The sequence below is a fragment of the Ancylobacter sp. genome (assembly GCF_965279025.1).
Classification (GTDB): domain Bacteria; phylum Pseudomonadota; class Alphaproteobacteria; order Rhizobiales; family Xanthobacteraceae; genus Ancylobacter.
The window spans coordinates 2,902,882-2,928,729 of the sequence record NZ_OZ257132.1 but is presented as its reverse complement, the minus strand read 5'-3'; the positions used below and the strand labels follow the sequence as shown (position 1 = coordinate 2,928,729).

The 25,848-nt window shown below is 68.1% G+C and carries 29 protein-coding genes and 1 tRNA gene; 16 read left to right on the top strand and 14 right to left on the bottom strand.

Annotated elements, in window-relative coordinates; all coding sequences use genetic code 11:
* Positions 1-84: 84 nt before the first annotated feature.
* Entirely contained in the window at positions 85-1,161 is a 1,077-nt protein-coding gene (locus tag ACQY76_RS13425; protein ID WP_428029234.1) for a DUF2336 domain-containing protein, read from the top strand.
* A 32-nt stretch (positions 1,162-1,193) separates the two neighbouring features.
* Here ACQY76_RS13425 and ACQY76_RS13420 read toward each other — a convergent pair whose 3' ends face one another.
* Both ACQY76_RS13420 and ACQY76_RS13415 read right to left on the bottom strand, forming a co-directional pair.
* Positions 1,194-1,541, bottom strand: a complete 348-nt coding sequence (locus tag ACQY76_RS13420; RefSeq protein WP_428029233.1) for a DUF1491 family protein — start codon at positions 1,539-1,541, stop codon at positions 1,194-1,196.
* 5 nt (positions 1,542-1,546) lie between these two features.
* Entirely contained in the window at positions 1,547-2,212 is a 666-nt protein-coding gene (locus tag ACQY76_RS13415) for a peptidoglycan-binding domain-containing protein (RefSeq protein ID WP_428029232.1), read from the bottom strand.
* A 252-nt stretch (positions 2,213-2,464) separates the two neighbouring features.
* Between ACQY76_RS13415 and ACQY76_RS13410 the strand changes: the two genes are divergently transcribed.
* Positions 2,465-3,001, top strand: a complete 537-nt coding sequence (locus ACQY76_RS13410) for a DUF5330 domain-containing protein (protein WP_428029231.1) — start codon at positions 2,465-2,467, stop codon at positions 2,999-3,001.
* A 61-nt stretch (positions 3,002-3,062) separates the two neighbouring features.
* Entirely contained in the window at positions 3,063-3,497 is a 435-nt protein-coding gene (locus tag ACQY76_RS13405) for a SufE family protein (RefSeq protein WP_428029230.1), read from the top strand.
* On the opposite strand, the gene ACQY76_RS13400 is transcribed toward ACQY76_RS13405, so the two are convergent.
* From ACQY76_RS13400 to ACQY76_RS13390, 3 genes are all read right to left on the bottom strand, one after another.
* Positions 3,494-4,045 (bottom strand): DUF6456 domain-containing protein, encoded by a 552-nt coding sequence (locus ACQY76_RS13400; protein WP_428029229.1) that lies wholly within the window; start codon positions 4,043-4,045, stop codon positions 3,494-3,496. The genes ACQY76_RS13405 and ACQY76_RS13400 overlap by 4 nt on opposite strands.
* Positions 4,038-4,400 (bottom strand): helix-turn-helix domain-containing protein, encoded by a 363-nt coding sequence (locus tag ACQY76_RS13395; RefSeq protein ID WP_428029228.1) that lies wholly within the window; start codon positions 4,398-4,400, stop codon positions 4,038-4,040. The genes ACQY76_RS13400 and ACQY76_RS13395 overlap by 8 nt, the downstream gene beginning before the upstream one ends.
* A gap of 549 nt (positions 4,401-4,949) precedes the next feature.
* A complete protein-coding gene (locus tag ACQY76_RS13390) occupies positions 4,950-5,375 on the bottom strand; it encodes a MucR family transcriptional regulator (RefSeq protein WP_428029227.1) in 426 nt (141 codons plus the stop codon).
* Positions 5,376-5,741: 366 nt separating this feature from the next.
* Between ACQY76_RS13390 and msrB the strand changes: the two genes are divergently transcribed.
* Complete coding sequence (gene msrB / locus ACQY76_RS13385) at positions 5,742-6,179, top strand: peptide-methionine (R)-S-oxide reductase MsrB (RefSeq protein WP_428029226.1); 438 nt, start codon at positions 5,742-5,744, stop codon at positions 6,177-6,179.
* Positions 6,176-8,266 carry a S9 family peptidase gene (locus ACQY76_RS13380; protein WP_428029225.1) on the top strand — a complete coding sequence of 697 codons (2,091 nt, stop codon included), beginning with the start codon at positions 6,176-6,178 and terminating at the stop codon, positions 8,264-8,266. The genes msrB and ACQY76_RS13380 overlap by 4 nt, the downstream gene beginning before the upstream one ends.
* 79 nt (positions 8,267-8,345) lie before the next feature.
* On the opposite strand, the gene ACQY76_RS13375 is transcribed toward ACQY76_RS13380, so the two are convergent.
* Positions 8,346-9,524, bottom strand: coding sequence for a hypothetical protein (locus tag ACQY76_RS13375; RefSeq protein WP_428029224.1), 1,179 nt, complete (start codon positions 9,522-9,524; stop codon positions 8,346-8,348).
* Positions 9,525-9,651: 127 nt separating this feature from the next.
* Between ACQY76_RS13375 and ACQY76_RS13370 the strand changes: the two genes are divergently transcribed.
* Positions 9,652-10,248: a superoxide dismutase gene (locus ACQY76_RS13370; protein ID WP_428029223.1), complete on the top strand. Its 597-nt coding sequence runs from the start codon at positions 9,652-9,654 to the stop codon at positions 10,246-10,248.
* A gap of 69 nt (positions 10,249-10,317) precedes the next feature.
* Here ACQY76_RS13370 and ACQY76_RS13365 read toward each other — a convergent pair whose 3' ends face one another.
* Together ACQY76_RS13365 and ACQY76_RS13360 are read right to left on the bottom strand one after the other, a co-directional pair.
* Positions 10,318-10,692: a hypothetical protein gene (locus ACQY76_RS13365; RefSeq protein WP_428029222.1), complete on the bottom strand. Its 375-nt coding sequence runs from the start codon at positions 10,690-10,692 to the stop codon at positions 10,318-10,320.
* An 80-nt stretch (positions 10,693-10,772) separates the two neighbouring features.
* Positions 10,773-11,762 (bottom strand): zinc transporter ZntB, encoded by a 990-nt coding sequence (locus ACQY76_RS13360; RefSeq protein WP_428029221.1) that lies wholly within the window; start codon positions 11,760-11,762, stop codon positions 10,773-10,775.
* 185 nt (positions 11,763-11,947) lie between these two features.
* On the opposite strand from ACQY76_RS13360, the gene ACQY76_RS13355 reads away from it, so the two are divergent.
* Positions 11,948-12,325, top strand: coding sequence for a hypothetical protein (locus ACQY76_RS13355; RefSeq protein ID WP_428029220.1), 378 nt, complete (start codon positions 11,948-11,950; stop codon positions 12,323-12,325).
* Between the two features lie 68 nt (positions 12,326-12,393).
* On the opposite strand, the gene folK is transcribed toward ACQY76_RS13355, so the two are convergent.
* Both folK and folP read right to left on the bottom strand, forming a co-directional pair.
* Positions 12,394-12,945, bottom strand: coding sequence for a 2-amino-4-hydroxy-6-hydroxymethyldihydropteridine diphosphokinase (folK, locus tag ACQY76_RS13350; RefSeq protein ID WP_428029219.1), 552 nt, complete (start codon positions 12,943-12,945; stop codon positions 12,394-12,396).
* Positions 12,935-13,777 (bottom strand): dihydropteroate synthase, encoded by an 843-nt coding sequence (gene folP, locus ACQY76_RS13345; RefSeq protein WP_428033012.1) that lies wholly within the window; start codon positions 13,775-13,777, stop codon positions 12,935-12,937. Before folP ends, folK begins: the two co-directional genes overlap by 11 nt.
* Positions 13,778-13,939: 162 nt before the next feature.
* Between folP and ACQY76_RS13340 the strand changes: the two genes are divergently transcribed.
* From ACQY76_RS13340 to ACQY76_RS13315, 6 genes are all read left to right on the top strand, one after another.
* Positions 13,940-15,619 (top strand): helicase HerA-like domain-containing protein, encoded by a 1,680-nt coding sequence (locus ACQY76_RS13340; RefSeq protein ID WP_428029218.1) that lies wholly within the window; start codon positions 13,940-13,942, stop codon positions 15,617-15,619.
* Positions 15,620-15,628: 9 nt separating this feature from the next.
* Entirely contained in the window at positions 15,629-17,011 is a 1,383-nt protein-coding gene (locus ACQY76_RS13335; protein WP_428029217.1) for a dipeptidase, read from the top strand.
* Positions 17,012-17,019: 8 nt separating this feature from the next.
* Positions 17,020-17,880: a branched-chain amino acid aminotransferase gene (locus ACQY76_RS13330; protein ID WP_428029216.1), complete on the top strand. Its 861-nt coding sequence runs from the start codon at positions 17,020-17,022 to the stop codon at positions 17,878-17,880.
* A 122-nt stretch (positions 17,881-18,002) separates the two neighbouring features.
* On the top strand, positions 18,003-18,935 hold the full coding sequence (gene meaB / locus ACQY76_RS13325; RefSeq protein WP_428033011.1) for a methylmalonyl Co-A mutase-associated GTPase MeaB: 933 nt from the start codon (positions 18,003-18,005) through the stop codon (positions 18,933-18,935).
* A gap of 113 nt (positions 18,936-19,048) precedes the next feature.
* Positions 19,049-19,435: a response regulator gene (locus tag ACQY76_RS13320; RefSeq protein ID WP_428029215.1), complete on the top strand. Its 387-nt coding sequence runs from the start codon at positions 19,049-19,051 to the stop codon at positions 19,433-19,435.
* The gene (locus tag ACQY76_RS13315; RefSeq protein ID WP_428029214.1) at positions 19,435-20,067 is read left to right on the top strand and encodes a peptidase C15; all 633 of its coding nucleotides are present in this window, start codon (positions 19,435-19,437) and stop codon (positions 20,065-20,067) included. Before ACQY76_RS13320 ends, ACQY76_RS13315 begins: the two co-directional genes overlap by 1 nt.
* Positions 20,068-20,155: 88 nt before the next feature.
* Here the strand turns inward: ACQY76_RS13315 and ACQY76_RS13310 are convergent, their stop codons facing one another.
* Together ACQY76_RS13310 and ACQY76_RS13305 are read right to left on the bottom strand one after the other, a co-directional pair.
* Positions 20,156-20,473: a c-type cytochrome gene (locus ACQY76_RS13310; RefSeq protein WP_428033010.1), complete on the bottom strand. Its 318-nt coding sequence runs from the start codon at positions 20,471-20,473 to the stop codon at positions 20,156-20,158.
* Between the two features lie 71 nt (positions 20,474-20,544).
* Positions 20,545-21,825 carry a PQQ-dependent sugar dehydrogenase gene (locus ACQY76_RS13305; protein WP_428029213.1) on the bottom strand — a complete coding sequence of 427 codons (1,281 nt, stop codon included), beginning with the start codon at positions 21,823-21,825 and terminating at the stop codon, positions 20,545-20,547.
* Between the two features lie 310 nt (positions 21,826-22,135).
* Here ACQY76_RS13305 and ACQY76_RS13300 point away from each other — a divergent pair, with 310 nt between their 5' ends.
* Entirely contained in the window at positions 22,136-23,062 is a 927-nt protein-coding gene (locus ACQY76_RS13300) for a sulfite exporter TauE/SafE family protein (RefSeq protein ID WP_428029212.1), read from the top strand.
* On the top strand, positions 23,059-23,832 hold the full coding sequence (locus ACQY76_RS13295; RefSeq protein ID WP_428029211.1) for a TIGR02186 family protein: 774 nt from the start codon (positions 23,059-23,061) through the stop codon (positions 23,830-23,832). Before ACQY76_RS13300 ends, ACQY76_RS13295 begins: the two co-directional genes overlap by 4 nt.
* Before the next feature lie 3 nt (positions 23,833-23,835).
* Here the strand turns inward: ACQY76_RS13295 and ACQY76_RS13290 are convergent, their stop codons facing one another.
* Positions 23,836-25,260, bottom strand: a complete 1,425-nt coding sequence (locus ACQY76_RS13290) for an AtzE family amidohydrolase (protein WP_428029210.1) — start codon at positions 25,258-25,260, stop codon at positions 23,836-23,838.
* Positions 25,261-25,268: 8 nt separating this feature from the next.
* Positions 25,269-25,484 carry a DUF4089 domain-containing protein gene (locus tag ACQY76_RS13285; RefSeq protein ID WP_428029209.1) on the bottom strand — a complete coding sequence of 72 codons (216 nt, stop codon included), beginning with the start codon at positions 25,482-25,484 and terminating at the stop codon, positions 25,269-25,271.
* A gap of 178 nt (positions 25,485-25,662) precedes the next feature.
* Between ACQY76_RS13285 and ACQY76_RS13280 the strand changes: the two genes are divergently transcribed.
* A tRNA-His gene (locus tag ACQY76_RS13280) sits at positions 25,663-25,739 on the top strand.
* Positions 25,740-25,848: the final 109 nt, after the last annotated feature.

Sequence of the window (25,848 nt, the reverse complement as noted above, 5' to 3'; positions counted from 1 at the left end):
GCCTTCATGCCTTTGATGTCAGGCTCCGGCCCCTCCCATCCGACAGAATCGGTGCGGCGCCCCTACCAGGACACCCGCCCGGCCATGCTACGGCTGTTGGTGCAGGGTTTCCTGAAGCAGCCGGTGCTCGGGGAGGCAGCGGAAGCGCGCTTCATCACCCTCGCCGTCCGCCTGATCGAGGGCGTGGAGGTGTCGGTCGCGGCGCGGCAAGTGCGCGAACTGGCGCCGCATCCGTTGCTGCCGCGCGCCCTGGCGCGCCACCTTGCCACCGCGCCGCTTTCGCTGGCGGGGCCTGTCCTGCGCCTGTCGCCGGTACTGGACGAGAAGGATCTCGCCGACCTCGCCGAACGCGCCGGGGCCGCCCATCTCGCCGCCATGGCCGCGCGGCGGGAAGTCTCACCCGCGCTCGCCAAACGCATCGCCGAACTCATTCATCGCAGCCGTGCCGAAGGCGCCGCCGAGCTTGGCCTCCCGACATTCGAGGAAGAGAGCCCGCATACGGAGCCGGCTGGCGCCGTAGACCTGCCGCCAACCTCGGTCTCGTCCCCCCGCGCCGCCGGTGCCGGTGAGGTTTTCGGGCTGCAGGACGCCCCCGTGGCGCCGCCGACCGCGCAGGACGCCGGCGCCTCCCCCGTCCCCGACTTCTTCAACGCCGGACCCGAGGACCGCGCCGCCCTCATCGCCCGGCTGGTGACGCTGCCGCCGCTGCCACTTTCCGAGCGGCCGTCGGCGGCGGCGGCGAGCGTCATCGACGCGCTGCTGGACGCCGCAAAGCTCAAGGGCACGGGCACGCTCGCCACGCTGCTGGAGCGGGCGCTGGGCGTGACCCCGGAGAACGCCGCCCGCATCGTCGCCGATGACACCGGACAGTCGCTGGCGGTGGTCGCCCGCACGCTCGGCCTGTCCTTCGCCATCCTGTCGCGCGTACTGTTCCGCCTGCACGCGGCGGGTCGTTCGGCGGGCGAGATGGCGCGGCTGGCGGAGATGTTCGACGAATTGCCGCTCACCAGCGCCCAGCATCTGGTCGCCTCGTGGAGAAGTGCCCGGCGCCCGGTCCGCGAGCGCGCGGAAGATGCACCGTCCATGCGCAGCTATGGCGGGACGCATGCGTCCAGCGCGGCATCGCCGGCCGCCGCCGAGGATCGCCAGCGCAAAAGCTGAGTGGAAAGATCGAGCTGAACCGGGCGGCGCGGCTAGCTGCGGGAAAGATCGAGGAAACAGCGCCCGGCGCGGTCCTCGATCTCGACGAGCCAGAGATCGGAATCATAGCGCGTCTCCCGCGCCATCCGCTCCTCGGCCTCGCTCTCCGGCGCACCCGCCGGGACGATTTCGGTGAACAGGCGCGTGCCGTCATCGGCCGGGGCGCCATCCAGCGAGGGCAGTGCGGGGCCGTACAGCGCGGCCTTGCCGTCCTGCGTCGCCACCTTGACGAACACCGCGCCGGCATCCTCGGCTCCGCGTCGCCGCACGGCGGCAAACGCTCCGGCGCCATTGGCCCGCCGCACGAGGGCGGAGACGAAGATCGCGCTCTTCAGCCGCATCGCGCCTACCGGATCGTGAAGCCGGAGACCGCGTTCAGCTCGCGTATCACGCGTTCCGACATCTGGCCGGTGACGGGCAGCCGGCGGTCACGCTCGAAGCGCTCTATCGCCTCCTGCGTCGCGGCGCCGAAGACACCGTCGATGCGGATCGGGCCATAGCCCAGGCGCGCCAGCGCCTTCTGGATATCCATGATGCGCGGCGACACCGGCACCTCGCCGGGCGGCACCAGTCCGGGCGCGGGCGCGCTGGCCTTCTCCGCGACAGGCGCGGGCGCGGCGGGGGTCGCGGCGACGCGCGGGGCGGCGGGTTTCGCGGGCGGCAAGGGCGTCGTCGTGCCGGCGAGGCTGTCGAGCGTCATCGGCTGGGCGGGCGCAGCAGGCGTCGATGCTGCAGGCGTTACCGCTGGCGGGTTGGCGGCAGGGCGGGGATTTTCCACCTGGCGGATTTCCGCCGGTGCGGAAGCCGGCCCGGCGGCCCGTCCTGCCGCGCCGGGCCGGCCCTGTTGCAGCGCCAGCGCGTTGAACAGCACGGCCGCGGTAGCGCCGCCGGCGAGAATGAGCATGAACAGGTCCGACCGCCGCCGGCCGCTACGGTACGGGCGCCCGGCGGCACGCTCGCCGACGAGGTCAATGTCGTCCACCAGGAGGTCGCTGGCGTAGGAACGGGGCATGGAACCGTATTCTGGCAACCGAATCGGGGAGCGCAATCGGCGCGGACGAAACGACCATGCCATGCGGGGTTTAAGCGATCCCTAAAAGCCCCCGTCGTGCTTAACATCGGCTTTCCGCAATCGGATTATTTCGCGCGTTTCCGACATCGGTTGAGCAACCCGGTGACGCTAGGATCAGAAGGTCGAAGTCTTCGACGTCTGGCGAAGAGCGCTCCCTCCCGGGCGCTCGCATGCGGTTTCCGCGAGAAGATCATGTTCTTCCTGCTGCGAATCGGGTTCTGGCTTACGGTCGTCTTCCTGCTGCTGCCGGCAGTGGTCGGCGGACCGACGTCGCACGCCCCTGCCGACGGCACGCGCGCGGGCGACGAGACAAAGATCAGCACGATGGATGCGCTCTCCGCTGCGACGTCAGCGGTGGCGGATGCCGGCGGCTTCTGTTCGCGCCAGCCGCAGGCCTGCGCCATCGGGGCCAGCCTCATCGAACTGATCGGCGAGCGCGCCGAAGCCGGGGCGCGCTTCGCGCTCAGCTACCTCTCCGAGCAGATCGTGGAAGAAAAGCGCAAAGCAGCGGCTCGCTCCGGCGGCTCGCCGGCCGGCGACACGCTGACGACCCATGACCTCAGTCCCGCCTGGCAGGGCCCGCGGCCGCCGGCCGGCTTGGCGCCCGCGGACATCACCGGCTCCTCCACATCCGCGCCGACGACACCGAACGCGGTCCCCGCGCGAGCGCTGCCCGATCAGCCGTCCACGCCCGGCAGCGTTCCGTTGCCGCCGAAACGACCCGCCTGAACGCGCGCTCACCATTGCGCTTGCGCCGCCCCCTCCCCTATATGCGGCCGGAGAGGCGCTGATGACATCAAAGATCGACAGCATCATCGAGGACTTCGAACTCCTCGACAATTGGGACGACCGCTACCGCTACCTCATCGAATTGGGCCGCGCCCTGCCGCCCTTTCCCGAGGAGCGGCGTAGCGAGCAGTCCAAGGTGCAGGGCTGCGCGAGCCAGGTCTGGCTGGTCAGCGACACCCGCACCGGTACGGACGGCCCGCGCCTGGCTCTGCTTGGCGATTCCGACGCGCACATCGTGCGTGGCCTCGTCGCCATTCTGCTGGCGCTTTACTCGGACCGTCCGGCGCGCGACATCCTGGCGACCGACCCGGGCGCCGTGTTCGCGCGCATCGGCCTCAAGGACCATCTGACCCCGCAGCGCTCCAACGGGCTGCGCTCCATGGTCGAGCGCATCCGTGCGGAGGCCCGCAACGCGCTGGAGGACACCGCCGGTTAGCCGCCCTCCCCGCCATTTGTCGCATCCGTTGCCCGCCACGCCCGGGTGCGGGCGCGACTGCGTCCGCGGGCAGCCTCGCTCAGTCCGTAATGCCGCGCCAGCCGGTCGAGCCCCAGCGCCAGCACAACCTTGGCCGTGCGCGCCGGCCAGCCCCGTTCCTGCTCGACCTGCTCCAGCCCCTTCAAAAAGCAGCACACATCCATCAGCAACCCGGAGAATTCCGGGCCAACGCCCTCCATGGCGCGCGAGAGCCGCTGGCGTGCCGCAAGCGCGGCCTCAGACCCATTGAGGCCCGCCGCCCCGCCGCTGCGGTCGGCGCGGGTCACCGCGTCCCAATTGGCGGTCAGGCGCGGAGCAAGGCCGGCGCGGGTGAAATCCGCCCTCAACCGCTCGCCGGCGATCAGTTGGACCGGGGTGACGAAACTCCTTCCGTCCCGGCCGCGACGGCGCGCGAGCCAGCCGAGCGGGCTTTCCTCGAGATCGACCGCGACCGCCCGCCGCACGCCCTCGATCTCGATCTCCACATGATCGATCCGGCGCTCAGCCACGGGCGCCTCCCGCGCTGGCGGACAGCGTGAGTCGTCGGGCATCGTCCTCCAGCGCCGCGACGTAGCGGTCCCAGCCGGCGATCTCGCGACGCTCCTCGATCCTGCGGCAGGCGTGGGCGACGGTGGAGCGGTGCCGGCCGAAGCCGGCGGCGACGCGCGTCATCGGCAGGCCCAGCGCCACATGGGCGAGATACATGGCCAGCGCGCGGGCCGAGGCACAGCGACGGTCGAGGCGCCGCGCATGCAGCACCTGGGAGAGCGGGATATCGGTGGCCGCGGCCGCCAGCCGCGCGACGACGAGGCACGTCTCGGCCCCCGGCGCCGCCAAGGTGACCGGCTCAGAAGGAACAGGCATGGGTGGGATCTCCGTTGCAGGAATTTAAGCCTACATTCACAGACCACCATGCGACAAGAACAAACAGCGAACATTTCGGAAAATACGGTTCTTCGGTTGTCCCGACGAACAAACCTCAGCAAGCGGCTTGGCGCCCTCCACCTGAACTAGGATTTTTATCCGCACTTGCCGCCATGGCGCGATACTCGCCGCGATCAGCGAGGACAGCCATGACATTTGCCAGGATGGAGCGCCGCATCCGCGCGTTGCGCGCAGAGCAACGCGAGGACATCATTGCCCGGCGGACGGCGGCGCTACGCGTCTTTCTCGGCAGTTCCGATGAGGAGCGAGCGACGGTCTTGCGGCGCCTGCTCCGCGCCGAGCGACGCGCCGCCCATGTCGGCGTGGGTTACGACGCGGTGCGCCATGCGGCGCTGTGCCGGCTGCTCGCCGAGGCGGAGACCGCACGTCCGCCGACTGTTCGCCGCGCAACAAAAAAGGCCGCCACACGCGGTGGCGGCCTTCCTGATCGTTCATCGCCAAACGCCAGTGGCGCCGTGCCTTCCGCGCTCAGCCGCCTGCTGCGGTGCGCCGACGCTGCTGGCCGAGACCCATCTCCTTCGCGAGCGCCGAACGCGCCGCCGCATAGTTGGGTGCAACCATCGGATAGTCGGCCGGCAGGCCCCACTTCTCGCGATACGCCTCGGGGGTAAGGTCGTACTGCGTGCGCAGGTGACGCTTCAGCGACTTGAACTTCTTGCCGTCTTCGAGGCACACGATGTAGTCGGGCATCACGGACTTCTTGAGCGGGACGGCCGGCTTCAGCGGCTCCAGGACCGGCTCGACCTCCCCCTTGTCGACACGCTGCAACGCACCGTGCACTTCTGCAAGGAGGACGACAAGTTCATTCGCCGAGACCGCATTATTGCTGACATACGCCGAGACGATATCGGCGGCGAGTTCGATATAGCTGTCGGCGTCGTTGGTGTCGCTCATGGCTCATTCTTCAAATGATTACGATAAAGTTTGATGCAGCGCCGAAGCGCGCTCTCTCGTCGGCCATTGTACGTGAAAATACGTCGTATCTGAACGTAATCGCGCCGCCGCCGGCCATAAAACGACAAATAGACTTGAACAGCAGGGATAACAAGGTTTTTCGACGAGATTCCTCGCAATGATGTGTGCAACGCAGCGCCGGCCATGAGACTGTCAACCGCTTGCGCAAGCTCAGCGCTTCGTGAAGGCTTTGATGCCGTCGACGACGCAGCGGCCATGTTGCGGGCAAAACTTCGTGAACGCCGACAACACTTGCCGCTACCCGTGGGGGCTATTATCTCTGCGGAAAACCTGAAGGATTTGCCCATGGATCAGATCTCCCGCCGCCCGAAAGTGGTGAAGTCGGAAGCGGAGTGGCGCGCCCAGCTCACCGCCGAGCAATTTCGCGTCACGCGCGGCCATGGCACGGAATGCGCCTTCAGCGGCCCGCATCTCGCCCAGAAGGAGCCCGGCCTCTACCGTTGCGTGTGCTGCGAGGCTCCCCTTTTCCGCTCGGGCGCGAAGTTCGAATCGGGCACCGGCTGGCCGAGCTTCTTCCAGCCCGTCGATACCGGCGCCGTGACCGAATTCCACGACCACTCCTATGGCATGCACCGGGTGGAGGTGCGCTGTGCGACCTGCGATGCCCATCTGGGTCACGTCTTTCCCGACGGACCGCCTCCCACGCGCCAGCGCTTCTGCATCAACGGCGTCGCCCTCGCTTTCGAGGCGGATGCGCCCCTCGGCGAGGAAAACCCGGCGTGAGCACCGATCCCGCTGCCGCCCACCCGCCGCTGACCCGCCAATTCCACGGTCAGACGCTGGTGGACCCTCACGCGTGGCTTCGCGCCGACAATTGGCGCGAGGTCATGCGCGATCCTTCCGTGCTCGCGGAGGACATCCGCGCCTGGCTTGAGAGCGAGAACAACGAGGCCGAGGCGTGGCTGGCCCCGCATGCGGAACAGCGCCGGAAACTCGTCAAGGAAATGCGCGGCCGCCTGAAGGAGGACGACGCCTCGGTTCCGGCGACAGACGGGCCCTTCGCCTATTTCACCCGCTTTCGCCAGGGCGGCCAGCACCCCTTGATCTGCCGGCGCCCGGCGGGCGCGATCGCGGGGGAGACGGTGCTGCTGGACGGCGATGCGCTCGCCCATGGCAAGGCCTATTTCCAGTTCGGCGACGCCCAGCAATCGCCGGACCATCGGCTCTATGCCTGGACGGCGGACGAGGCCGGCTCGGAATACTACACGCTGCGCATCCGCGACATCGACGCCGGCACGGACCTGCCCGACCTGGTTGCCGAGACGACCGGCGATGTGCTGTGGAGCGCGGATGGCGCGCATCTGTTCTACATCCGCCGCGACGCCGAGCATCGCCCCAGTTTCGTCTACCGGCACAGGCTCGGCACCGACCCTTCGGAAGACGCGCTGATCTATGAGGAGCCGGACAAGGGATTCTTCGTCTCGCTTGGCCGCACCCAGTCGCGCCGCTTCGGCCTGATCTCCTGCGGTGACCACGATACCAGCGAGGTCTGGCTACTCGACCTCGACGCCCCGCTTGATGCCCCGGCTCTGGTCGAGCCCCGCGCGGCGGGCCGGCGTTATGGCGTCGAGCACCACCCCTGTCTCGACGGCGTGGAAAGCCTTGTCATCGAGACCAATGCCGATGGCGCCGAAGACTTCAAGATCGTCGCGACGCCGCTGGCGACGCCCGGGCGTGCTCACTGGCGCGATCTGGTGTCGCATAAGCCCGGCCGGCTTCTGCTCGGCACGACGGTGCTGCGTCGTCATCTGCTGAGGCTGGAGCGCGAGGACGGGTTGCCGCGCCTCGTGGTGCGGGCGCTGGCGGATGGCGCCGAGCATGTCGTTGCCTTTGCGGAAGAGGCCTATTCGCTCGGATTCGATCCCGGCTACGGCTTTGACAAGACCGAGATCCGCTTCACCTACTCCTCGATGACCACCCCGTCCGAGGTCTGGGACTATGACGTGGAAAGCCGCGCCCGCGCGCTGCGCAAGCGCCAGGAGGTGCCGTCGGGCCATGACCCACAGCGCTATGTCACCCGCCGCCTGATGGCCCCGGCAGCCGATGGCGAACGCGTGCCGGTGTCGCTGCTGTTTGCCCGGGACACGCCAATCGACGGCACCGCGCCATGCCTGCTCTATGGCTATGGCGCCTACGGCATATCCATCCCCGCCGGCTTCTCCACATCGCGCCTCTCGCTGGTGGATCGCGGGTTCGTCTTCGCCATCGCCCATATCCGCGGCGGCACCGAGAAGGGCTGGCGCTGGTATCGCGAGGGCAAGCTGGCCAAGAAGACCAACAGCTTCAGCGATTTCATCGCTGCGGGCGAGCACCTCGTGGCGCAGAAGATCGTCGCGCCGGACCGCATCGTCGCCCATGGCGGCTCGGCCGGCGGCATGCTGATGGGCGCGGTGGCCAATATGCGCCCGGATCTGTTCGCGGGCATCGTCGCGGAAGTGCCCTTTGTCGATGTGCTCAACACCATGCTCGACGACACGCTTCCCCTCACTCCGCCGGAATGGCCGGAATGGGGCAACCCGATCGCCGATGAAGAGGCGTACGCGACCATCAAGAGCTACTCGCCCTACGACAATGTCGCGGCGAAGAACTATCCCGCCATCTTCGCCCTTGCCGGGCTCACCGACCCGCGCGTGACCTATTGGGAGCCGGCCAAATGGGTGGCGAAGCTGCGTGAGACGAAGACCGATACGAACCCGCTGCTGCTGCGCACTAACATGGATGCGGGGCATGGCGGCGCTTCGGGCCGGTTCGACCGGTTGGAGGAAACCGCGATGATCTACGCCTTCGCCCTCGCCGTGGCGGGTCGGTGACGGGGCGCCGGACGCCCCACCGATCTATAGATGAGGGCGCCCGCTGGGGCGCCCTTTGTTTTTGTATGTGCGAGTTGGCTTATTCGCGGGGCATGCCGCCGGCGACATGGTCGCGCAATTCCTGCAGGGATGCGAAGCGCAGCGTGCCGTCGGGCAGGTCGGCCTCGATCGAACCGTCCGAATAGAGCTTGTAGCTCATGCCGCCGATGGTGCCGGACTTCAGCACGGTGACAGACGGTGCCGCAGGCACCGACTCTGGCTCGGCTTCATCTGCCAGCAGGTCCGCCTCCTGCAGGAAAGCGGGGGGCGTGTCATCGGGCTCGGCGGGGAGTTCGTCACGCAGACGCGGCGGGCGCGCCTCTCCCACAGGCGCCGACACCGGACGCTCGCCCGGAGCGCCGATGCCAGCCCCCGGCCGCAGGAATGCCGGCGGTTCGCGGCGGGCCGGCTCGGGCCTCTGTATCTCCGAACGCGGCGGCTCGGGGCGTACGGGCTCGGTCACGGCGACGTCTGGCCGCAACGGCGCAGGGCGCAAGGGTTCCGGACGTACCGGTTCGGCACGCGGGGGCTCGGGACGGACCGGCTCGGGAAGCGGCGAGCGGAACGGGGGCAGCGGCTCGAAATCAGGCTCAGGTTCAAACAGCGGCTCGGGCTCGAAGTCGGGCTCGGTCGCAAAGCCCGGCTCGGCATCCGCCGGAAGCTCGGCGGGGCGCTTGCGCAGAAACCAGGCAGGCGGCTCCCGCTCCTCATCGTCCGGCGGCAGTTCCAGCGGCGCGCGCGGCAGGGGTGCCTTGGACGGCTCGGCAAAGTCCGGCGAAACCGGCACGAGGCTTTCGGCCTCCCGCGCCATGGTCGCCGCTTCCATGCGCCCGGCGGGAACCTCGTCCTCGAACGGCTCGAAATGAACGGCGCCTTCCAGCTTTTCGGCGATGTCGCTCAAGACCCTCAGAATGAAGCCCAGGGCGACGATGAGAAGACCACCGACAAAACCGGTGCCGCCGACCGTCATCAGGGCCGCCCCTGAAGTCGTCTCTGCGGAACCGAACCCAATGGCTCCGAAGACGACGCCGAGCACAGCCAGCGCCGCACCGATTCCGATGACTATTGCACCCATAAAGAAACTCCGCCGGACCGATTCGCCGTCGGTCCTTCTTGTACGAGACTTTACGTGCAGTACAGCTTTAGCGAAAGCGCAGAGGTCGAATGACCGTCGGCATGCCCCGCATGCGTGCCGCCGAGCAAGAATTCGGGCGCGCACGACGCTTTTGGTTGTCGCCCGCCGCGGACCGCCCTATCTAGTCGGGGCCGTTCTTTCGCGGTGCCCGCGCACCCGCGAAGGGCGCCGGAACGGCGCGGCCGGATTTCATTCTGCGGAGACAGATTCCATGTCCTTCACGCTTCCCGAGCTTCCCTATTCCTACGACGCGCTCGCTCCCTACATGTCGCGCGAGACGCTCGAATATCACCACGACAAGCACCACCTCGCCTATGTGAACAACGGCAACAACCTGCTGAAGGGCACCGAGTGGGAAGGCAAGTCGCTGGAGGAGATCGTCACGGGCTCCTTCGGCAAGAATGCCGGCCTGTTCAACAATGCCGGCCAGCATTTCAACCATCTCCATTTCTGGAACTGGATGAAGCCGAATGGCGGCGGCGCCCTTCCGGGCGAGCTTGAGAAGAAGATCGTCGAGGATCTCGGCTCGGTCGACAAGATGAAGGAAGACTTCATCCAGGCCGGCGTGACGCAGTTCGGCTCGGGCTGGAACTGGCTCGCGGTGAAGGACGGCAAGATCGTCGTGATGAAGACCGCTAATGGCGAAAGCCCGCTGGTCCACGGCGCCACCCCGATCCTCGGCTGCGACGTGTGGGAGCATTCCTACTACATCGACTACCGCAACCGCCGCCCGGACTACCTCAAGGCGTTCGTCGAGAACCTGGTGAACTGGGACTACGTCGCCGAGCTCTATTCCAAGGCCGTCTGATCACGTCCTGACGAAAAACGGGGCGCCGTCGCAGGCCGACGGCGCCCTTTTTGCGTGGCCGCCCCGCCTCTACTGCCCGAACGGCACCTGGGTGCGCGGGCCCGCCGGACGGCCTGCAGGCGGCCAGCCCTTCACGCAGTAGTCGTTCCAGAAATTGAGCTGCCAGGCCGAGCGCCACTGGTAGAGCCAGTTCTCGCATTCGCCCTTGCTGCGGAAGCAGCCATCGGCCGTGCGGCCCTCGATGAAATCGGTGTTCCACGCGGATTCGCGGCGGCCGGTGAAATGGCCGTACCAGAGCTCCGTCGGCGGCACCGACGCCGCCATCCTGCGGCAGTCGCCGCCGGGAAAGGTTCCGGTGAATTCATAGGCCTCGGCCTTGCCGCCTGTCGTTCCAAGCGACAGACAGGTGAACATCGCAGCTGCGGCTATCGCTTTCCCGCTCATGGCAGATCCCTCCCGCCGCCGGCGAAAAGTCGCGGCCGGCTCGTCATGAATGTATGCGTGTCGGGCGCGGCGGAAAGGGGTCACAGCCACCGTATCATCCGCAGCCACGCCACAAGACCGACACCGAGCGCCGCAGCGAGGACGGTCACGGCCCAGAAGCCGTTCGGGTCCTGCGATCCGGGGATTCCTTCCACATTCATGCCCATCAGCCCGGTGATCAGCGTCAGCGGCGCAAAGATCACCGTCACCGCCGCCAGTACCAGCATGGAGCGGTTCATCTGTTCGGCGCGCCGCTCCACCATCTGGTCGTAGATCACGGCGGCGCGGTCGCGCACGGAATCCAGTTCCTCGGCGAAGCGCGTCACCCGGTCGGCCGCCTCGCGCAGCCGGTTGCGGTCGCGCGGCGAAAGCCATTCGGCGTCCTCCAGCGAGAAATGGTTCAGCGCCTCGCGCTGCGGGGCGATATAGCGGCGCAGAATGATGGCGACGCGCCGCACCTCGGAGACCTTCGGGCTCAGATTGGACAGCGTGGCGCTCAGCACATGCTCCTCCAGTTCATCCGCCTGCTCGGCCAGCGCGGTGATCACCGTGTCCATCCGGTCGACGAGGCGCATGGAGAGATCGGCGACGAACTCGCCCGGCGTGCGCGGTGCCCTGCCGCGCTGAATGGCATCCTCGAAATCGCCCACCGCGGACAGCGCCCGCCGACGCACCGAGACGATGCGGTGCGGCTCCACCCAGAAGCGGATGGAATGCATTTCGTCGGGCAGCGAGTACGGCATCAGGTTGATGCCGCGCAGATTGAGGAAGGCGCCATTGTCGAACAGGGCGCAGCGCGGACGCGTTTCGGCGGCGACCAGCGACTCGAGGATCGAGTGATCGATGCCGCTGCCGGTCTCCAGCCAGGTGTTGCGGGCGTGCCGGTGCTCAAGCTGCTGGAGATTGATCCACTGGAACCGTTCGCCGGACGGCACGCCTTGCAGGATCTCCTCCCAGCCGATGCGCCGCGCGCCGCCATTGCCGTCGAAGGTCCAGGCGGAAACAAGGCCTTCGCTGTCATAGTCGGGCAAGGTTCAGCTCCTGCGTTTCCGGAATGAATGCCGGATGAACGGACGGATTGGAATGCGTTCAGTTTGATGAACCTTTTGCAACAGCAGGTTCAGATTGGGTTCGGCAGGGGGCGCCTAATGTGGCGTCAGTCAACGGCCAAGACCGGCCGCGAGCGACACGCAGAGTTTCACCCGAGGATTTCGCCATGGTCCGCTTCACCAAGATCAGCAAGCTCGCCGCGCTCGCTCTCGCGGGCGCCACCCTTCTCTCCGCCGTTCCCGCCGCCGCCGATGGCTGGCGTGGCCCGGGCTGGCGCGGTCATGGCGGCGGCCCCGGCTGGGGCCGTCCGGGTCCCGGCCCGGGTTGGCGCGGTCCGGGCTGGGGTGGCCCCGGCTATTATTATGGCCCGCGCAACAATAACGGCGCCGCCGTCGCCGCCGGCATCATTGGCGGACTCGCGGTCGGCGCGATCGCGGCCGGTGCCGCCAACAACTATTATCGTCCGAGCTGCTGGATGGAGACGCGCACCCTCTATAATGGCTGGGGCCAGCCCTATTATCGCGACGTCGAGGTGTGCCGCTGAGTGCGCCCTCCACTGTCTGAGCGATATTTGGGAAAGGGCGGCGGAGCGATCCGTCGCCCCTTCGCGTTTCAGTCCCCGGCCGGCTGCGGCTCCACCTTGACGATGCCGCTGCGGTCGAGCTGCGCCAGGGCCACTGTGACCGCCACGCCGCCGACCACGAGGTCCGGCGCCAGTTCGCTCAGCGGGATGAGCGCGAAGGCACGCTCCATCATGCGCGGATGCGGGATTTCGAGGTCGGGCTCGGCAATCACCTCGTCGCCATACAGCAGGATGTCGATGTCGATGGTCCGCGGCCCGAAGCGCACCTCGCGGGTGCGGTCGCGCCCGAAGCCATGCTCGACACCCAGCAACATGTGGAGAAGTTCCCTTGCGGAAAGCTCGGTCTCCACCGCCACCACCATGTTCAGATACGGCCCCTGCGGCACCGGCCCCCAGGGCGGCGTCTCGTAGAGCGAGGAGCGGGCAATGATCTTCAGCCCCGTGCGGGCGATCAGCCCCACCGCCTTCGCCATGGTTCCCGCGCGGTCACCGAGATTGGAGCCGAGACAGAGATAGGCGACGCGCTTCTCGACCTTGCGCGGCCGTCGGATGAAGAACTCAGGAGGCAACTTAGGAGGCATTTCGGATCGCCTCCGTCACCCGTGCCGCCTGCACATGGGCGGCGACATCGTGCACGCGGATGATCGCGCAGCCGGCCAGAATGCCGATCACGTTTGAAGCGATGGTGCCCGGCAGGCGCTCGGCGGGCGTCGCTTCGATCACTTTGCCGATCAGCGATTTGCGCGAAGTACCGAGCAGCACCGGAAAGCCGAGCCTGCCGAAGACGGCGAGCGAGCCCAGCGCCTTCAGGTTCTGCTCGAAGGTCTTGCCGAAGCCGATGCCGGGATCGAGGCTGATGCGGTCGGGGCGGATGCCGGCGCGCGCCGCCCGCTCCAGCAACTGCTCGAAGAAGGCGAGGATGTCGGCAACGATGTCCACTGCCGGGTCGACATTGGCGCGGTTGTGCATCGCCACCACGCCGGCCTCATGGGCGGCCGCCACCCGGGCCATCTCCGGATCGCCCATCAGCCCCCATATATCGTTGACGATGCTAGCCCCGGCCTTCAGCGCCTCGTCCGCGACCGCCGCTTTCTGGGTGTCGATGGAAATGGGCACCGGCAGGCCCGCCAGCGCCTCGACCGCCGGGAGCACGCGGCGTAGTTCCTCCTCCGCCGGCACGGGCGTGTGGCCGGGTCGGGTCGATTCGCCGCCAATGTCGAGAATGTCGGCGCCCTCGGCCACCAGCCGGTGGGCGTTGGCCAGCGCGTCGTCCAGTGCGGCACTGCGCCCGCCATCGGAGAAGGAATCCGGCGTCACATTGAGAATGCCCATCACCAGCGTGCGGCCGGCATAGTCGAGCCGGCGGCCGCGCGCATCGAACACGCGCTGGGTAGGCGGGATGAGAGGAGCCATCATGTTCCCGGCGTTGCTGTCTTGCCTCCCAAATCGCCCGCCGCCACGCGGAACGCAAGCGCCTCCTGACGGGCAATGGCTTTTGACGTTGCGGTGCAGCTTGCCGAACCGCCCCCGCCTGCGCTCTAAAGGAGACAACGCGAGCGTGCGGAGGAGACGGCCATGCCCGGTGACATCGACGGCAAGATTTTCGTCGGCCGCAGCACGTCGGGCGATGGCGGCAAGGACAGCGGCGAGGAAGGCGGCAAGCCCGAATACCTCTCCCTGAAGCTCGCCAACCGCCATGGCCTTGCCACCGGCGCGACCGGCACCGGCAAGACCGTGACCCTGCAGACCTTGGCGGAAGGTTTTTCCCGCGCCGGCGTTCCGGTCTTCGCCGCCGACATCAAGGGCGACCTCTCCGGCGTCGCCATGCCCGGCGAGGGGCAGGACTGGATCGTCAAGCGCTGCGCCGAGATCGGCGTCGACTATGTTCCGGACGAGTTCCCGGTGATCTTCTGGGACCTGTTCGGCGAGCAGGGCCATCCGGTCCGCACCACCGTCTCCGAGATGGGGCCGCTGCTGCTGGCGCGGCTGATGAACCTCAACGACGTGCAGGAGGGCGTGCTCAATGTCGTCTTCCGCATCGCCGACGAGCAGGGACTGCTGCTTCTCGACCTGAAGGACCTGCGGGCCATGCTCGCCTTCGTGGCGGAGAACGCGGCCAAGCTCACCACCACCTATGGCAATGTTTCGTCCGCCACGGTCGGCGCCATCCAGCGCTCGCTGCTGGTGCTGGAAAATCAGGGTGCGGATTCGTTCTTCGGTGAGCCGGCGCTGAAGATCAGCGACATCATGCGCGTCGATCCGCGCTCGGGCTATGGCACCATCTCGCTGCTCGCGGCCGACAGGCTGATGGGCTCCCCCCAGCTCTACGCCACCTTCCTTCTTTGGCTGCTCTCCGAGCTGTTCGAGGAGCTTCCGGAGATCGGCGACCCGGACAAGCCGAAGGTGGTGTTCTTCTTCGACGAAGCGCATCTGCTGTTCGATGAGGCGCCCAAGGCGCTGCTGCAGAAGGTCGAGCAGGTCGTGCGCCTCATCCGCTCCAAGGGCGTGGGTGTGTATTTCGTCACCCAGAACCCGCTCGACGTGCCCGACAGCGTGCTGGCGCAGCTCGGCAACCGCGTGCAGCACGCCCTGCGGGCGTTCACCCCCCGCGACCAGAAAGCGGTGAAGGCCGCGGCCGACACGTTCCGCCCCAACCCGAAGCTGAACACCGCGCAGGTCATCACCGAGCTCGGCAAGGGCGAAGCGCTGGTATCGATGCTGGAAGGCAACGGCACGCCTTCCATCGTCGAGCGCACGCTCATCGCCCCGCCGGCCGGCCGGGTCGGCCCCATCACGCCGGAACTGCGCAAGGTCGCCATCGCGCAGAGCCCGGTGCGGGGCCTCTATGACGAGACGCTCGACCGCGAGTCGGCCTATGAAATGCTCACCAAGCGCGCGGAGGCGAACGCCCCCGCCGAGGCCCCGGCAGCGCCTTCCCCCGGCAGCGCGCCCGCGCCCACCGAGGCCGATGCCGCCGGCGGCGGATGGCTCGGCAGCGTGCTCGGCGGCATCTTCGGCACGCCCTCGCGCGGTCGCATGAGCGTGGGCGAGCAGGTGACCCGGCAGGTCGCCCGCGAGGTCACCAATCAGGTGACGAAGGCCATCCTGCGCAATGTGCTGGGCGGCCGTGCCCGCACGACCACCCGCGCCATGTCCTCGCCGCCCACGCGAGCTTCCAGCGCCAAATCCACCGACGATCTCGCCCAGATTTTCGACAGCTTCACCGGTTCCAAACCATCCAACCGCCGCAAGTGACCCCATCCGATGAGTGATCTCGACCGCGTTCTCGCTGCCGTGGATGCCGACCTCGATGCCAGCATCGAGCGTCTGTTTGCCCTCCTGCGCATCCCCTCCATCTCCACCGACCGCGCCTATGCAGCCGAGTGCCGGCGCGCCGGGCAGTGGCTGGTGGACGATCTCGCCTCGCTCGGGCTGACGGCAAGGCTCAACGACACGCCCGGCCATCCCATCGTCACGGCCCGCTCGGAGCAGGGCGCCGCCCGCCGCGTGATGTTCTATGGCCATTACGACGTGCAGCCGGTCGATCCGCTCGAACTGTGGGGGAGCCCGCCCTTCGAACCCCAGCTGGTCGACGGACCGGACGGCAGCCGGCGGATCGTCGCGCGTGGCTCATCCGACGACAAGGGCCAGGTGATGACCTTCGTCGAGGCCTGCCGCGCCTATCTCAAGGTGACCGGAAGCCTGCCCGTCGACGTCACCGTTCTGGTGGAAGGCGAGGAGGAGAACGGTTCCGGCAATTTGCCGTCCTTCCTCGCCGCCAACAGGGGCAAGCTCGCCGCCGATATCGCGCTGGTCTGCGACACCAGCATGTGGAACAGCACCACTCCGGCGATCACCGTGTCGCTGCGGGGCATGATGCATGACGAGATCGTCGTCACCTGCGCCAATCGCGACCTGCATTCCGGCTATTATGGCGGCGCGGCGGCCAACCCGCTGCATGTGCTGTCCAGGATCGTCGGCGCCGTGCATGGGTCGGATGGGCGGATCACCATTCCGGGTTTCTATGACGGCGTCGTCGAACCGCCGGATGAGGTGAAGGCCCAGTGGGCGGCGCTGGACCTGACGCCGGAGAACTTCCTCGGCCCCGTCGGCCTGTCCCAGCCCATTGGCGAGCAGGGTCGCTCCCTGGTCGAGATGACCACCTCGCGCCCCACCTTCGAGGTCAATGGCATGTGGGGCGGCTATATCGGCGAAGGCGCCAAGACGGTCATCCCCTCCATTGCCACCGCCAAGATCACCTGCCGCCTCGTCGCCGGACAGGACCCGGTCCATGTGCGCGACGCGGTCCGTGCCTTCGTGCGCGGGCACCTGCCAGCCGATTGCTCGGTGGAATTCCTGAGCGGCGACGGCTCGCCCGCCGTTGCCGTGGCGCATGACAACCCCGACCTCGCCAAGGCCGCCGGTGCGCTGGCGGATGAATGGGGCAAACCGCCGGTCACGGTCGGGGCGGGTGGCTCTATCCCGATCGTCGGGCATTTCAAGAAGACGCTCGGTCAAGACACGCTGCTGGTCGGCTTCGCGCTCGATGACGACCGCATCCACTCGCCGAACGAGAAATACAATCTCGCCTCGTTCCACAAGGGCATCCGCAGCTGGGTTCGCATCCTGGCCGCGCTGGCGGAGTAGCGGGCGCCATGTCGCATCACTGGACCCAGACCTGGAGCTTTGTCGACGGCGCGTGGCAGGAGGGCAATGTCCTGATCATGGGCGTGCGCACCCATGCGGCGTGGCTCGGCACCTCGGTGTTCGATGGCGCCCGCGCCTTCGAGGGGGTGACGCCGGACCTCGCCTTGCACTGCGAGCGGGTGAACCGCTCGGCCGTGGCGATGGGGCTGAAGCCGCTTGTCTCGGTGGAGAAATGGGTCGAGCTGACCCATCAGGGCATCAAGCGCTTCGCGCCCGGCGCCGCGCTCTACATTCGCCCGATGTACTGGGCGGAATATCCCGGCGCGCGCACCGTCGATGCCGACCCGGAATCGACCCGCTGGTGCCTCAGCCTCTATGAGGCCGGCATGCCGAGCCCCGACCACGGCACCTCGATCACCCTTTCGCGCTTCCGCCGCCCGACCATCGAATGCGCCGTCACCGACGCCAAGGCCGGCTGCCTCTACCCCAATAACAGCCGGGCGCTGGTGGAAGCGCATGGCCGGGGCTTCGACAATGCGGTGCTGTGCGACATGCTGGGCAATGTCGCCGAACTCGCCACCGCCAACGTCTTCCTCGCCAAGGACGGCGTCGCCTTCACCCCGGCGCCGAACGGGACGTTTCTGGCGGGTATTACGCGCACGCGCACGCTGAAACTGTTGCGCGAGGCCGGGGTCGAGGTGGTGGAAGGTGCGCTCACCTGGCGGGACTTCCTGGAGGCGGACGAGATCTTCTCCACCGGCAATTATTCCAAGGTGACGCCGGTGACGCGGGTCGAGACGCGCGACCTGCAGCCGGGGCCGGTCTATCGCCGCGCGCGCGAGCTCTATTGGGAATTCGCCCATTCCTGACGTACGTTAGCGCCCGCCGGCATTCCTCCCATCCACGCGCAGGACGCCCCGATTTGATCCACGCGTCAACGCTTCCCGCACTCGATGAGCTGGTCGACGGGGTCCGCCGGGGGCATCGCGGGATGCTGGCGCGCGCCATCACGCTGGTGGAATCGCGCAAGGCGGAGCATCGCGCGCGGGCCGGCGCGCTGCTGCAAGCGCTGCTGCCACATCAAGCTGCAGGAATCCGCGTCGGCATCACCGGCGTGCCGGGGGTCGGCAAGTCGACGACGATCGATTCCCTCGGCAGTCATCTCCTCGCGCAGGGCCACCGCCTCGCCGTGCTGGCGGTCGACCCCTCCTCCACCCGGACGGGCGGCTCCATCCTCGGCGACAAGACCCGCATGGCGCGCTTGTCGATGGACGAGCGCGCCTTCATCCGCCCCTCGCCCGCCGGCGGCACGCTCGGCGGGGTGGCGGCGCGCACGCGGGAGACCATGCTGCTGTGCGAGGCGGCCGGCTATGATGTCGTCCTGGTCGAGACGGTGGGCGTCGGCCAGTCCGAGACGGCGGTGGCCGACATGACCGACACTTTCCTCGTGCTCATGCTGCCGGGCGCCGGCGACGAATTGCAGGGCATCAAGAAGGGCATCATCGAGCTCGCCGACATCGTCGCCGTGAACAAGGCCGATGGCGGCAACCTCGCCCGTGCCCGGGCGGCGGCCAGTGAGTACCGCGCGGCGCTGCATGTGCTGGGCGGGCGCGAGCCGTTCTGGAGCACGCCCGTGCTCACCTATTCCGGGCTCACCGGCGAGGGCGTCGCGGCGCTGTGGGACCAGGTGCTCCTGCACCGGGCGCGCAGCGAGGCCGCCGGCGCCCTGACCGCGCGGCGCGCGGCGCAGCAGGTCAAATGGATGTGGACCCTGTTCGACGAGCGGGTGCGCGAGCGCCTGCGCGCCGCGCCCTCGCTCCGCGCGCAACTGCCCGCCATCGAACAGGCCGTGGCCGGCGGAACGCTCTCGCCGACGCTGGGCGCCTCGCAAATTGCGGCTCTTTTCGGCTGGCCCGATCTTTAACTCGCGGACTCCCAAAAAAGCCGAAATGATGGAACAATAACGCGAGCCTTGGCGACGGTTCGTGGTCGGCACCGAGCAAGCAAGTCCGGCCGCAAGGAGTGACGGTAATCATCATGGACGATCAGCCCCCGCTGTCGGGCCAGCGTGTCTTCATTGTGGAAGACGAAACGCTTGTCGCGATGATGATCGAGGGCATGCTGGAAGAGCTCGGGGCCACGGTTGTCGGCAATGAATCGCGTTCCGACGACGCCCTGAATTTCGTCGCGTCCCGCCATGGCGAGATCGACGTCGCCATGCTCGACCTCAATCTGGGGACCGGGCACAGCTACGCGATCGCCGAAGCCATTGCCGGCCACGGCATTCCGATCGTCTTCTCCACCGGCTACACCGACAGCGCGATCGATGCCGCCTGGCGTTCTTGCCCGGTGCTCAACAAGCCGTTTCAGCTTGCCGATCTTCAGGGCGCTCTCTCGCGCGCACTGGACAGGCCGGCGGCCTGATGGCCGGGCGTACACCGCGCGTCCTCGTCACCGGCTTCGGCCGCTTCCCCGGCATGCCCGCCAACCCCGCCGCGCTGCTGGCCCGGCGGGTGGCAGGCGGCCGGCTGAGGGCTGGCCCCTGCCTTGAAGCGCACGTGCTGCCCACCCGCTGGGACGCGGCCGCTGCCTTCGTCGACACGCTGGACGACAGGGCGCCCGACATCGTGCTGATGCTCGGCGTGGCGGCGCGGCGTCGGCATGTCGCGATCGAATGCGTCGCGCGCAACGCCACCGGCGTCTTTCCAGATGCGGGGCGCCGCCGCCCGGCCTGCCGCCCGCTGTCGCCTGGCGCGCCCGCGCAACGCAGGGTGAGCGCGGCGCCGGTGCCGCTGCTCGCCGCGCTGCGCGGGTCCGGCGTGCCGGCGCGGCTCTCGCGCGACGCCGGAGGCTATGTCTGCAATGCCCTTGCCTGGAGCGCCTATGGCTGGGCCCATGCCGGGCGCCGGACGGATGGCGGCCCACGGCTCGCGGTCTTCGTCCATGTTCCGCTGCCACGCCCCGGCCGGCTGGCGCTCGCCCGGCTGCTCCGGGCGCTGGAAGCGCTTCTCGTCGCGCTGCTGGCGCAGTTCCGGCGGAGCCGCACGCGCCTGTGAGCAACCCGGCCGCCAAAGGAAAGGCGGACGCCGCGGCTCCCCGTGACATCCGCCCGATCGGTTTCTCAAAAGGCTGAGGGCCTGCGCTTCAGGGCACCTGCACGGTGACCTTCATCGCGGCGTACCACGCGGCGAGATTGGCGATGTCGGCATCGGTCAGGTCTTTGGACACCACCGTCATCATCTCGTTGACGCGCCGGCCGGCCCGGAAGTCCTCCAGCGCCTTGACCAGATAGACCTCCTGCTGGCCGGCGAGGTTGGCCGCCGTCGGCAGTTGCGCGATGCCGTCCGTGCCGTGGCAGACCGCGCATTGGGCGGAGGCCTTGGCGCGGCCGGCCTTGGCGTCCTGCGCCACGGCCGGAGCGCACCAGAGCGCCGATGCCGCCAGCAGCGACACGCTGATCATTCGTTTCATCGATTGTTCCCGGCAAAAGAAGAACGTGCCCCCGCGCCCGAAGGCGCAGGGGCGAAGGCGGCTCACTTCTCGTAGGAGATGCGGTAGATCGCCCCCGACGTGTCGTCGGACACCAGCAGCGAGCCGTCATTAAGCTGCGCTACCGAGGCCGGACGACCGAGATACTCACCGTTCGACAGCCAGCCCTCGGCGAAGGGCTCGGTCTTGGCGGCGGTGCCGTCCTCGTTCAGCGAGGTGAACATCACCCGCGCGCCGACCGGAGTGGTGCGGTTCCACGAGCCGTGCTGCACCGAGAAGATGCCGCCGCGATACTTCGCCGGGAACTGCTTGCCGGTGTAGAAGGTCATGCCGAGATCGGCGGCGTGCGCCTCCATCTCGACCTCCGGCTTCACCGCGTCGGCCGGCGGGGTCTGGTCCTTGTATTCCACCGTGCGAACGGTGCCGCCGCCGAAATAGGGGAAGCCGAAGTTCTGGCCGGCCTTGGTGGCCCGGTTCAGTTCGCCGGGCGGGATGTTGTCACCCATGCCGTCGACCTGATTGTCGGTGAACCACAGGGTCTTGTCCTTCGGGTTGAAGTCCATGCCCACCGAATTACGCACGCCCCAGGCATGGACTTCGCGGTTCTTGCCGTCGCGGTCCATGCGCACGATGCCGCCAATGCCGTTCTTCTTGTAGAGGTCGTATTTCTCCGGCGCGAACACGTTGAAGGGTTGTCCGAGCGTGATGTAGAGCTTGTCGTCCGGCCCGATGCGGCAGACGCGGGCGGTGTGGTTGTAGGATTCCTCGCTGGGGGGAATGAGTTCACCCTGCTTCACTACCTCGAAGGCGGCGACGTCCGGGCCCTCATAGAAGAATTCGGCGGCGGGGAAGAGAAGGACGCGGTTCTGCTCGGCAACGAACAGGAAGCCGTCCTTGGAGAAGCACACGCCGTTCGGCAGCTTGAACTGGATGGACGGGGCGAACACCTTCACCTCGTCGGCGACGCGGTCCTTGTCGCGGTCGGTGACGGCCCAGATCTTCGCCTTGCGGGTGCCGACGAAGACCGCGCCGGTGGTCGGCCCCACCGCCATTTCGCGCGCGTCCGGCACGACCGCGTAGAGCTTGATCCGGAAACCATCCGGCAGCTTGATGCCCGCCAGCGTGCGGTTGAAGGCGTCGACGCGCGGGCCGGTCTGCGGCACCGTTTCCATTTCCATGGAGGCGCCGGTCTGCTGGAAGTTCGAGAGCTTCTGCATGTTGTCGGTCGACTGGGCCTGAGCCGCAGCCGACACCATCACCACGCCCGCGAACATGGTGGAAGCGAGCAGCGCAGCGCTACGCTGGCCGCGCCGGAAAATAGACATGGGGTTTCCTCCTGGCATGCCGGACCTCGCTCGGGCCCGTTGACGCGGCAGGCTAGCATGACGCTACGAAAGGTTAAGTCAGTAACACTGGCATTTCGGCGCTTAAATCAGATTCGCGGACAAAATTTATTACCACATCCGACAATGCAACAGCATTATACTACATGATGCTTTAATTGGATAATCGACATTATCGCGCATAATGTATTACATTAGGGAAGGCACGCGCCCGCCCGGCGGCCGTCGTTAAATCCTTGTCGCGCGAATCCTGCTATGGGCTCTTGACGCCCCGACGCTGCCGGACCTGCCCGTGACGATCTATCTGCCGATAGCGGAACTGCCGGTAAACCTCTTCACGCTCCTCGCGCTGGGGATCGCGGTCGGCTTCATTTCCGGCATGTTCGGCGTGGGCGGCGGCTTCCTGATGACGCCGTTGCTGATCTTCCTCGGCGTGCCGCCCGCCGTGGCGGTGGCCAGCGTCTCCACCCACATGGCCGCCTCCTCCTTCTCCGGCACGCTCACCTATCTCCGGCGAAAGCTGGTGGATGTGCGGCTGGGGCTGGTGCTGCTGACAGGGGGGCTGACGGGAACGCTGGCCGGCGTCGTCACCTTCATGCTGCTGCGGCGCCAGGGCCAGCTCGATCTGGTCATCGCCGTCACCTATATCGTCATGCTCGGCACCATCGGCTCGCTCATGCTGACGGAGAGCCTGCGCGCGCTGCTGCGCGAATGGCGCGGCGAGAAGGCGCAGGTGAAGCGGCCGGGGGCGCATCCATGGTTCCTGCGCATGCCGTTCAAGATGCGCTTCCGCCAGTCGCGGATCTATGTCTCGGTCATTCCCGTGGTGGCGATCGGCTTCGCCATCGGCTTCCTCGGTGCGCTGATGGGCATTGGCGGCGGCTTCATCCTGGTGCCGGCGCTGATCTATCTGCTGCGCGTGCCCACGCTCACCTCCATCGCCACCGCGCTGATGCTGACGCTGGTGACGATGACCGCCGCCATCCTCATGCACGCCGTGCTCAACCAGACGGTCGACGCGGTGCTGGGCCTGGTGCTCATGGTCGGCGGCACGATCGGCGCGCAGTTCGGCACCCGCGCCGGGCAGGCGATGCGGCCGGAAAAGCTGCGCCTGCTGCTCGGGCTGCTGGTGCTGGGCGTTGGCCTGCGCGTTGCCATCGACCAGATCGTCACGCCGGCCGACCGCTACGTCGTCACCATCGACGAGGCGGCGCGATGAGGGGGATCGCGGGCCTGCTGTTTCTCCTCTCGCTCGCCCTTGCCGGCGGCGAGGCGCGGAGCGCGGAGCTGGTGCTCTCGCTGTCCAAGGCGCGGGTCACGATCACCTCGAACTTCACCGGCGACACGCTCGTGCTGTTCGGCGTGATCGATCCCGGCACGGCCTCGGCCGGCACCGCTGCGCAGGATGTCGTCGTCACCGTGCGCGGGCCCAATGAGAGCTTCACCACCTGGCGCAAGGAGCGCTTTCTCGGCATCTGGGTCAATGCCGACAGCCGCAGCTTCCTCGCCGCCCCCTCCTATCTCGCCGTGCTCGCCAGCCGCGACCCGGCGCTGATGGCCGATGCCGAGCTGCTCCGGCAGGAGCAGGCGGGGCTGAACAACAACCACCTGCTGCAGCGGATCGGCTCCGATTACGCCGATGTCGTGCCCGAGGACCCCTTCCGGCAGGCCTTCCTGCGGGTGAAGCAGGCGCAGGGCCTGTATGTCGAACGGCCCGCCGGGGTGGAATTCATCGCCCCGAACGTGTTTCGGGCCTCCATCCCCATCCCCGGCTCGGCGCCTATCGGCCGCTACGAGGTGGTGGTCAAGACCTTCGCCGGTGGCGCCCTGCTTGGCCGGGGGGCGCTGGGCTTCGAGGTGGCGAAGATCGATTTCGAGCAGACGGTGGCCACGGCGGCGCAGGACCACCCATGGCTCTACGGCCTCGTCACCGCCCTCGCGGCCCTGTGCGTCGGCTTTATCGCCAATCTCGCCTTCCGGCGCGACTGAGGCTCACACCGCCGGCTCCGGGGAAAAGGCGATCCCGGCACGCTCCAGCACGCGGGCGGCGCGCAGGGCCTTTTCCTCCTGCCACGGCGCCGCGATGAGCTGCACGCCGATCGGCAGGCGCTCGCCGGTGGGGATCGGGGCCGCCACCACCGGCAGGCCAATGAAGGAGATCGGCTGGGTGTAGATGCCGATATTCGGCCGCACCAGCATTTCGCGCCCGTCGAGCACGAAGGTGGTCTGCCCGCCGCGCGGCGCCGGCACCGGCGTGGAGGGGGCGATCAGCACGTCCCAGTCGGCGTAGAGTTCCAGCGCCCGCTCGCGGAACCAGCGGCGGAAGATCTGCGCCTTTGCGATCCAGCTTGCCGGCAGCACCGAGCCGGCGAGCAGGCGCTCGCGCACTGCCGGGTCGAAATCGCCCGGCCGCTCGCGCAGCCGCGCCGCATGCAGCGCCGCGCCCTCCGCCATCGAGATGAGATACGCCGCCGCGCGCGCCCGCTCGACCTCGGGAAGCTCCACCGTCGTGGTTGCGCCCAGCGCCGTGGCGGCGCGCGCCACCGCCTCATAGGCCTGCGGCGTGCCCTGCCGGGCGAACCAGCCGCCCAGCACGGCCACCTTGAGATCGCCGGGCGCGTCGAGCGTGGGGAGGGTCGGCGCGAAGGGCTTGTCGGCGAGCGCGGGATCGTCCGCATCCGGTCCGAGCAGCGCGTCATAGGAGGCGGCGAGGTCGCCGACATGGCGGGCGAAGGGGCCGAGATGGTCGAGGCTCGCCACGAAGGGGAAGCTGCGCGCCCGCGACAGCCTTCCATAGGTCGGCTTCAGCCCGAATATGCCGCAGAAGGACGAAGGAACGCGGATCGAGCCATTGGTGTCCGAGCCCAGCGCCAGCGGCACCAGCTTGCCGCCCACCGCCGAACCTGAGCCGCCCGAGGAGCCGCCGGACATATGCGCGGGGTCGTGCGGGTTGCGCGAGGCGCCATCATGCAGGTTCTCGCCGGTGAAATCATAGGCATACTCGCCCATGTTCAGCCCGCCGACACACACCGCCCCCGCCGCCGTGAGACGTTCCACGAGGGTCGCGTCGCGCTCCGCCGGTGCGCGGTCGCGGTTGATCCTGGACCCCGCCCGCGTCGGCAGGCCCTTGAGATCGAACAGGTTCTTCACCGCGAAGGGCACGCCCGCCAGCGGTCCCAGCGCGGCGCCGGCCGCCCGCGCGGCGTCGAGAGCGTCGGCCTCGGCGAGGGCGCGCGCGCGCGTGACGTCGGTGAAGGCGTTCAGCACGGGATCGACGGCGTCGATCCGCGCCAGCGCCACTTCGGCAATGACGCGGGCACTCACCCGGCCCTCGCGCACGGCGGCGGCGAGTTCGGTGACAGGACCGGCAAGGAGATCCACCGCGAGCAGACGCGTGGCATCGGAATCGGCAGACATTGCGGCGCTCACGGCTGGTATACCGGGGCCGGCTCGGCCTCGTCGGGCAGGTCGAAGGCCGTCACCAACCCGGCCATCGCCACGGCGGTCTCAAGATGCATCAGTACGCGCGGGCGCAGCTCCGGCTCCAGCGGCAGACCGGCGAGCTTCAGCCCGGCGTCCAGAAACGCTCCGAGATTCGCGCGGCTTTCCGCCTCGTGCGCGATCGCTTCCGACGTCTGCATGCTGTCTTCCCTGCCCTTGCGCCCGTGGTTGACAGGATCATACAGGAAGCATGCCACGCGCGGGCGCGCCGCCGGATATGAGGGGTGGGCGCAAGGTTGTCCACGCCCGATGCGGAAGCGTGCGCGGTGGTCTTGCAAAGCGCGGGCCGCCCAAGTAGGTTCCGCGCCGTTCTGGCACGCAGCTGTAGCTCAGTTGGTTAGAGCGCCGGTCTGTGGAACCGGAGGTCGGTGGTTCGAGCCCACCCAGCTGTACCAGAATCCTCCCACGCGAATCGCTGCGATGCCCGGGCGGCGGGAAACCGCCTTGGGCATGGGCCGTTTTCCTCCCGCCCCATTGACGCGGCGACCTGCTCGCGGCCAAAGA

What these genes read in the sequence shown, in the direction of transcription:
- ACQY76_RS13425 (WP_428029234.1), top strand. Translation starts at nt 85, where the DNA reads ATGCTACGGCTGTTGGTGCAGGGTTTCCTGAAGCAGCCGGTGCTCGGG.
- ACQY76_RS13420 (WP_428029233.1), bottom strand. Translation starts at nt 1,541, where the DNA reads ATGCGGCTGAAGAGCGCGATCTTCGTCTCCGCCCTCGTGCGGCGGGCC.
- ACQY76_RS13415 (WP_428029232.1), bottom strand. Translation starts at nt 2,212, where the DNA reads ATGCCCCGTTCCTACGCCAGCGACCTCCTGGTGGACGACATTGACCTC.
- ACQY76_RS13410 (WP_428029231.1), top strand. Translation starts at nt 2,465, where the DNA reads ATGTTCTTCCTGCTGCGAATCGGGTTCTGGCTTACGGTCGTCTTCCTG.
- ACQY76_RS13405 (WP_428029230.1), top strand. Translation starts at nt 3,063, where the DNA reads ATGACATCAAAGATCGACAGCATCATCGAGGACTTCGAACTCCTCGAC.
- ACQY76_RS13395 (WP_428029228.1), bottom strand. Translation starts at nt 4,400, where the DNA reads ATGCCTGTTCCTTCTGAGCCGGTCACCTTGGCGGCGCCGGGGGCCGAG.
- ACQY76_RS13390 (WP_428029227.1), bottom strand. Translation starts at nt 5,375, where the DNA reads ATGAGCGACACCAACGACGCCGACAGCTATATCGAACTCGCCGCCGAT.
- msrB (WP_428029226.1), top strand. Translation starts at nt 5,742, where the DNA reads ATGGATCAGATCTCCCGCCGCCCGAAAGTGGTGAAGTCGGAAGCGGAG.
- ACQY76_RS13370 (WP_428029223.1), top strand. Translation starts at nt 9,652, where the DNA reads ATGTCCTTCACGCTTCCCGAGCTTCCCTATTCCTACGACGCGCTCGCT.
- ACQY76_RS13365 (WP_428029222.1), bottom strand. Translation starts at nt 10,692, where the DNA reads ATGAGCGGGAAAGCGATAGCCGCAGCTGCGATGTTCACCTGTCTGTCG.
- ACQY76_RS13355 (WP_428029220.1), top strand. Translation starts at nt 11,948, where the DNA reads ATGGTCCGCTTCACCAAGATCAGCAAGCTCGCCGCGCTCGCTCTCGCG.
- folK (WP_428029219.1), bottom strand. Translation starts at nt 12,945, where the DNA reads ATGCCTCCTAAGTTGCCTCCTGAGTTCTTCATCCGACGGCCGCGCAAG.
- folP (WP_428033012.1), bottom strand. Translation starts at nt 13,777, where the DNA reads ATGGCTCCTCTCATCCCGCCTACCCAGCGCGTGTTCGATGCGCGCGGC.
- ACQY76_RS13340 (WP_428029218.1), top strand. Translation starts at nt 13,940, where the DNA reads ATGCCCGGTGACATCGACGGCAAGATTTTCGTCGGCCGCAGCACGTCG.
- ACQY76_RS13335 (WP_428029217.1), top strand. Translation starts at nt 15,629, where the DNA reads ATGAGTGATCTCGACCGCGTTCTCGCTGCCGTGGATGCCGACCTCGAT.
- ACQY76_RS13330 (WP_428029216.1), top strand. Translation starts at nt 17,020, where the DNA reads ATGTCGCATCACTGGACCCAGACCTGGAGCTTTGTCGACGGCGCGTGG.
- meaB (WP_428033011.1), top strand. Translation starts at nt 18,003, where the DNA reads ATGCTGGCGCGCGCCATCACGCTGGTGGAATCGCGCAAGGCGGAGCAT.
- ACQY76_RS13320 (WP_428029215.1), top strand. Translation starts at nt 19,049, where the DNA reads ATGGACGATCAGCCCCCGCTGTCGGGCCAGCGTGTCTTCATTGTGGAA.
- ACQY76_RS13315 (WP_428029214.1), top strand. Translation starts at nt 19,435, where the DNA reads ATGGCCGGGCGTACACCGCGCGTCCTCGTCACCGGCTTCGGCCGCTTC.
- ACQY76_RS13310 (WP_428033010.1), bottom strand. Translation starts at nt 20,473, where the DNA reads ATGATCAGCGTGTCGCTGCTGGCGGCATCGGCGCTCTGGTGCGCTCCG.
- ACQY76_RS13305 (WP_428029213.1), bottom strand. Translation starts at nt 21,825, where the DNA reads ATGTCTATTTTCCGGCGCGGCCAGCGTAGCGCTGCGCTGCTCGCTTCC.
- ACQY76_RS13295 (WP_428029211.1), top strand. Translation starts at nt 23,059, where the DNA reads ATGAGGGGGATCGCGGGCCTGCTGTTTCTCCTCTCGCTCGCCCTTGCC.
- ACQY76_RS13290 (WP_428029210.1), bottom strand. Translation starts at nt 25,260, where the DNA reads ATGTCTGCCGATTCCGATGCCACGCGTCTGCTCGCGGTGGATCTCCTT.
- ACQY76_RS13285 (WP_428029209.1), bottom strand. Translation starts at nt 25,484, where the DNA reads ATGCAGACGTCGGAAGCGATCGCGCACGAGGCGGAAAGCCGCGCGAAT.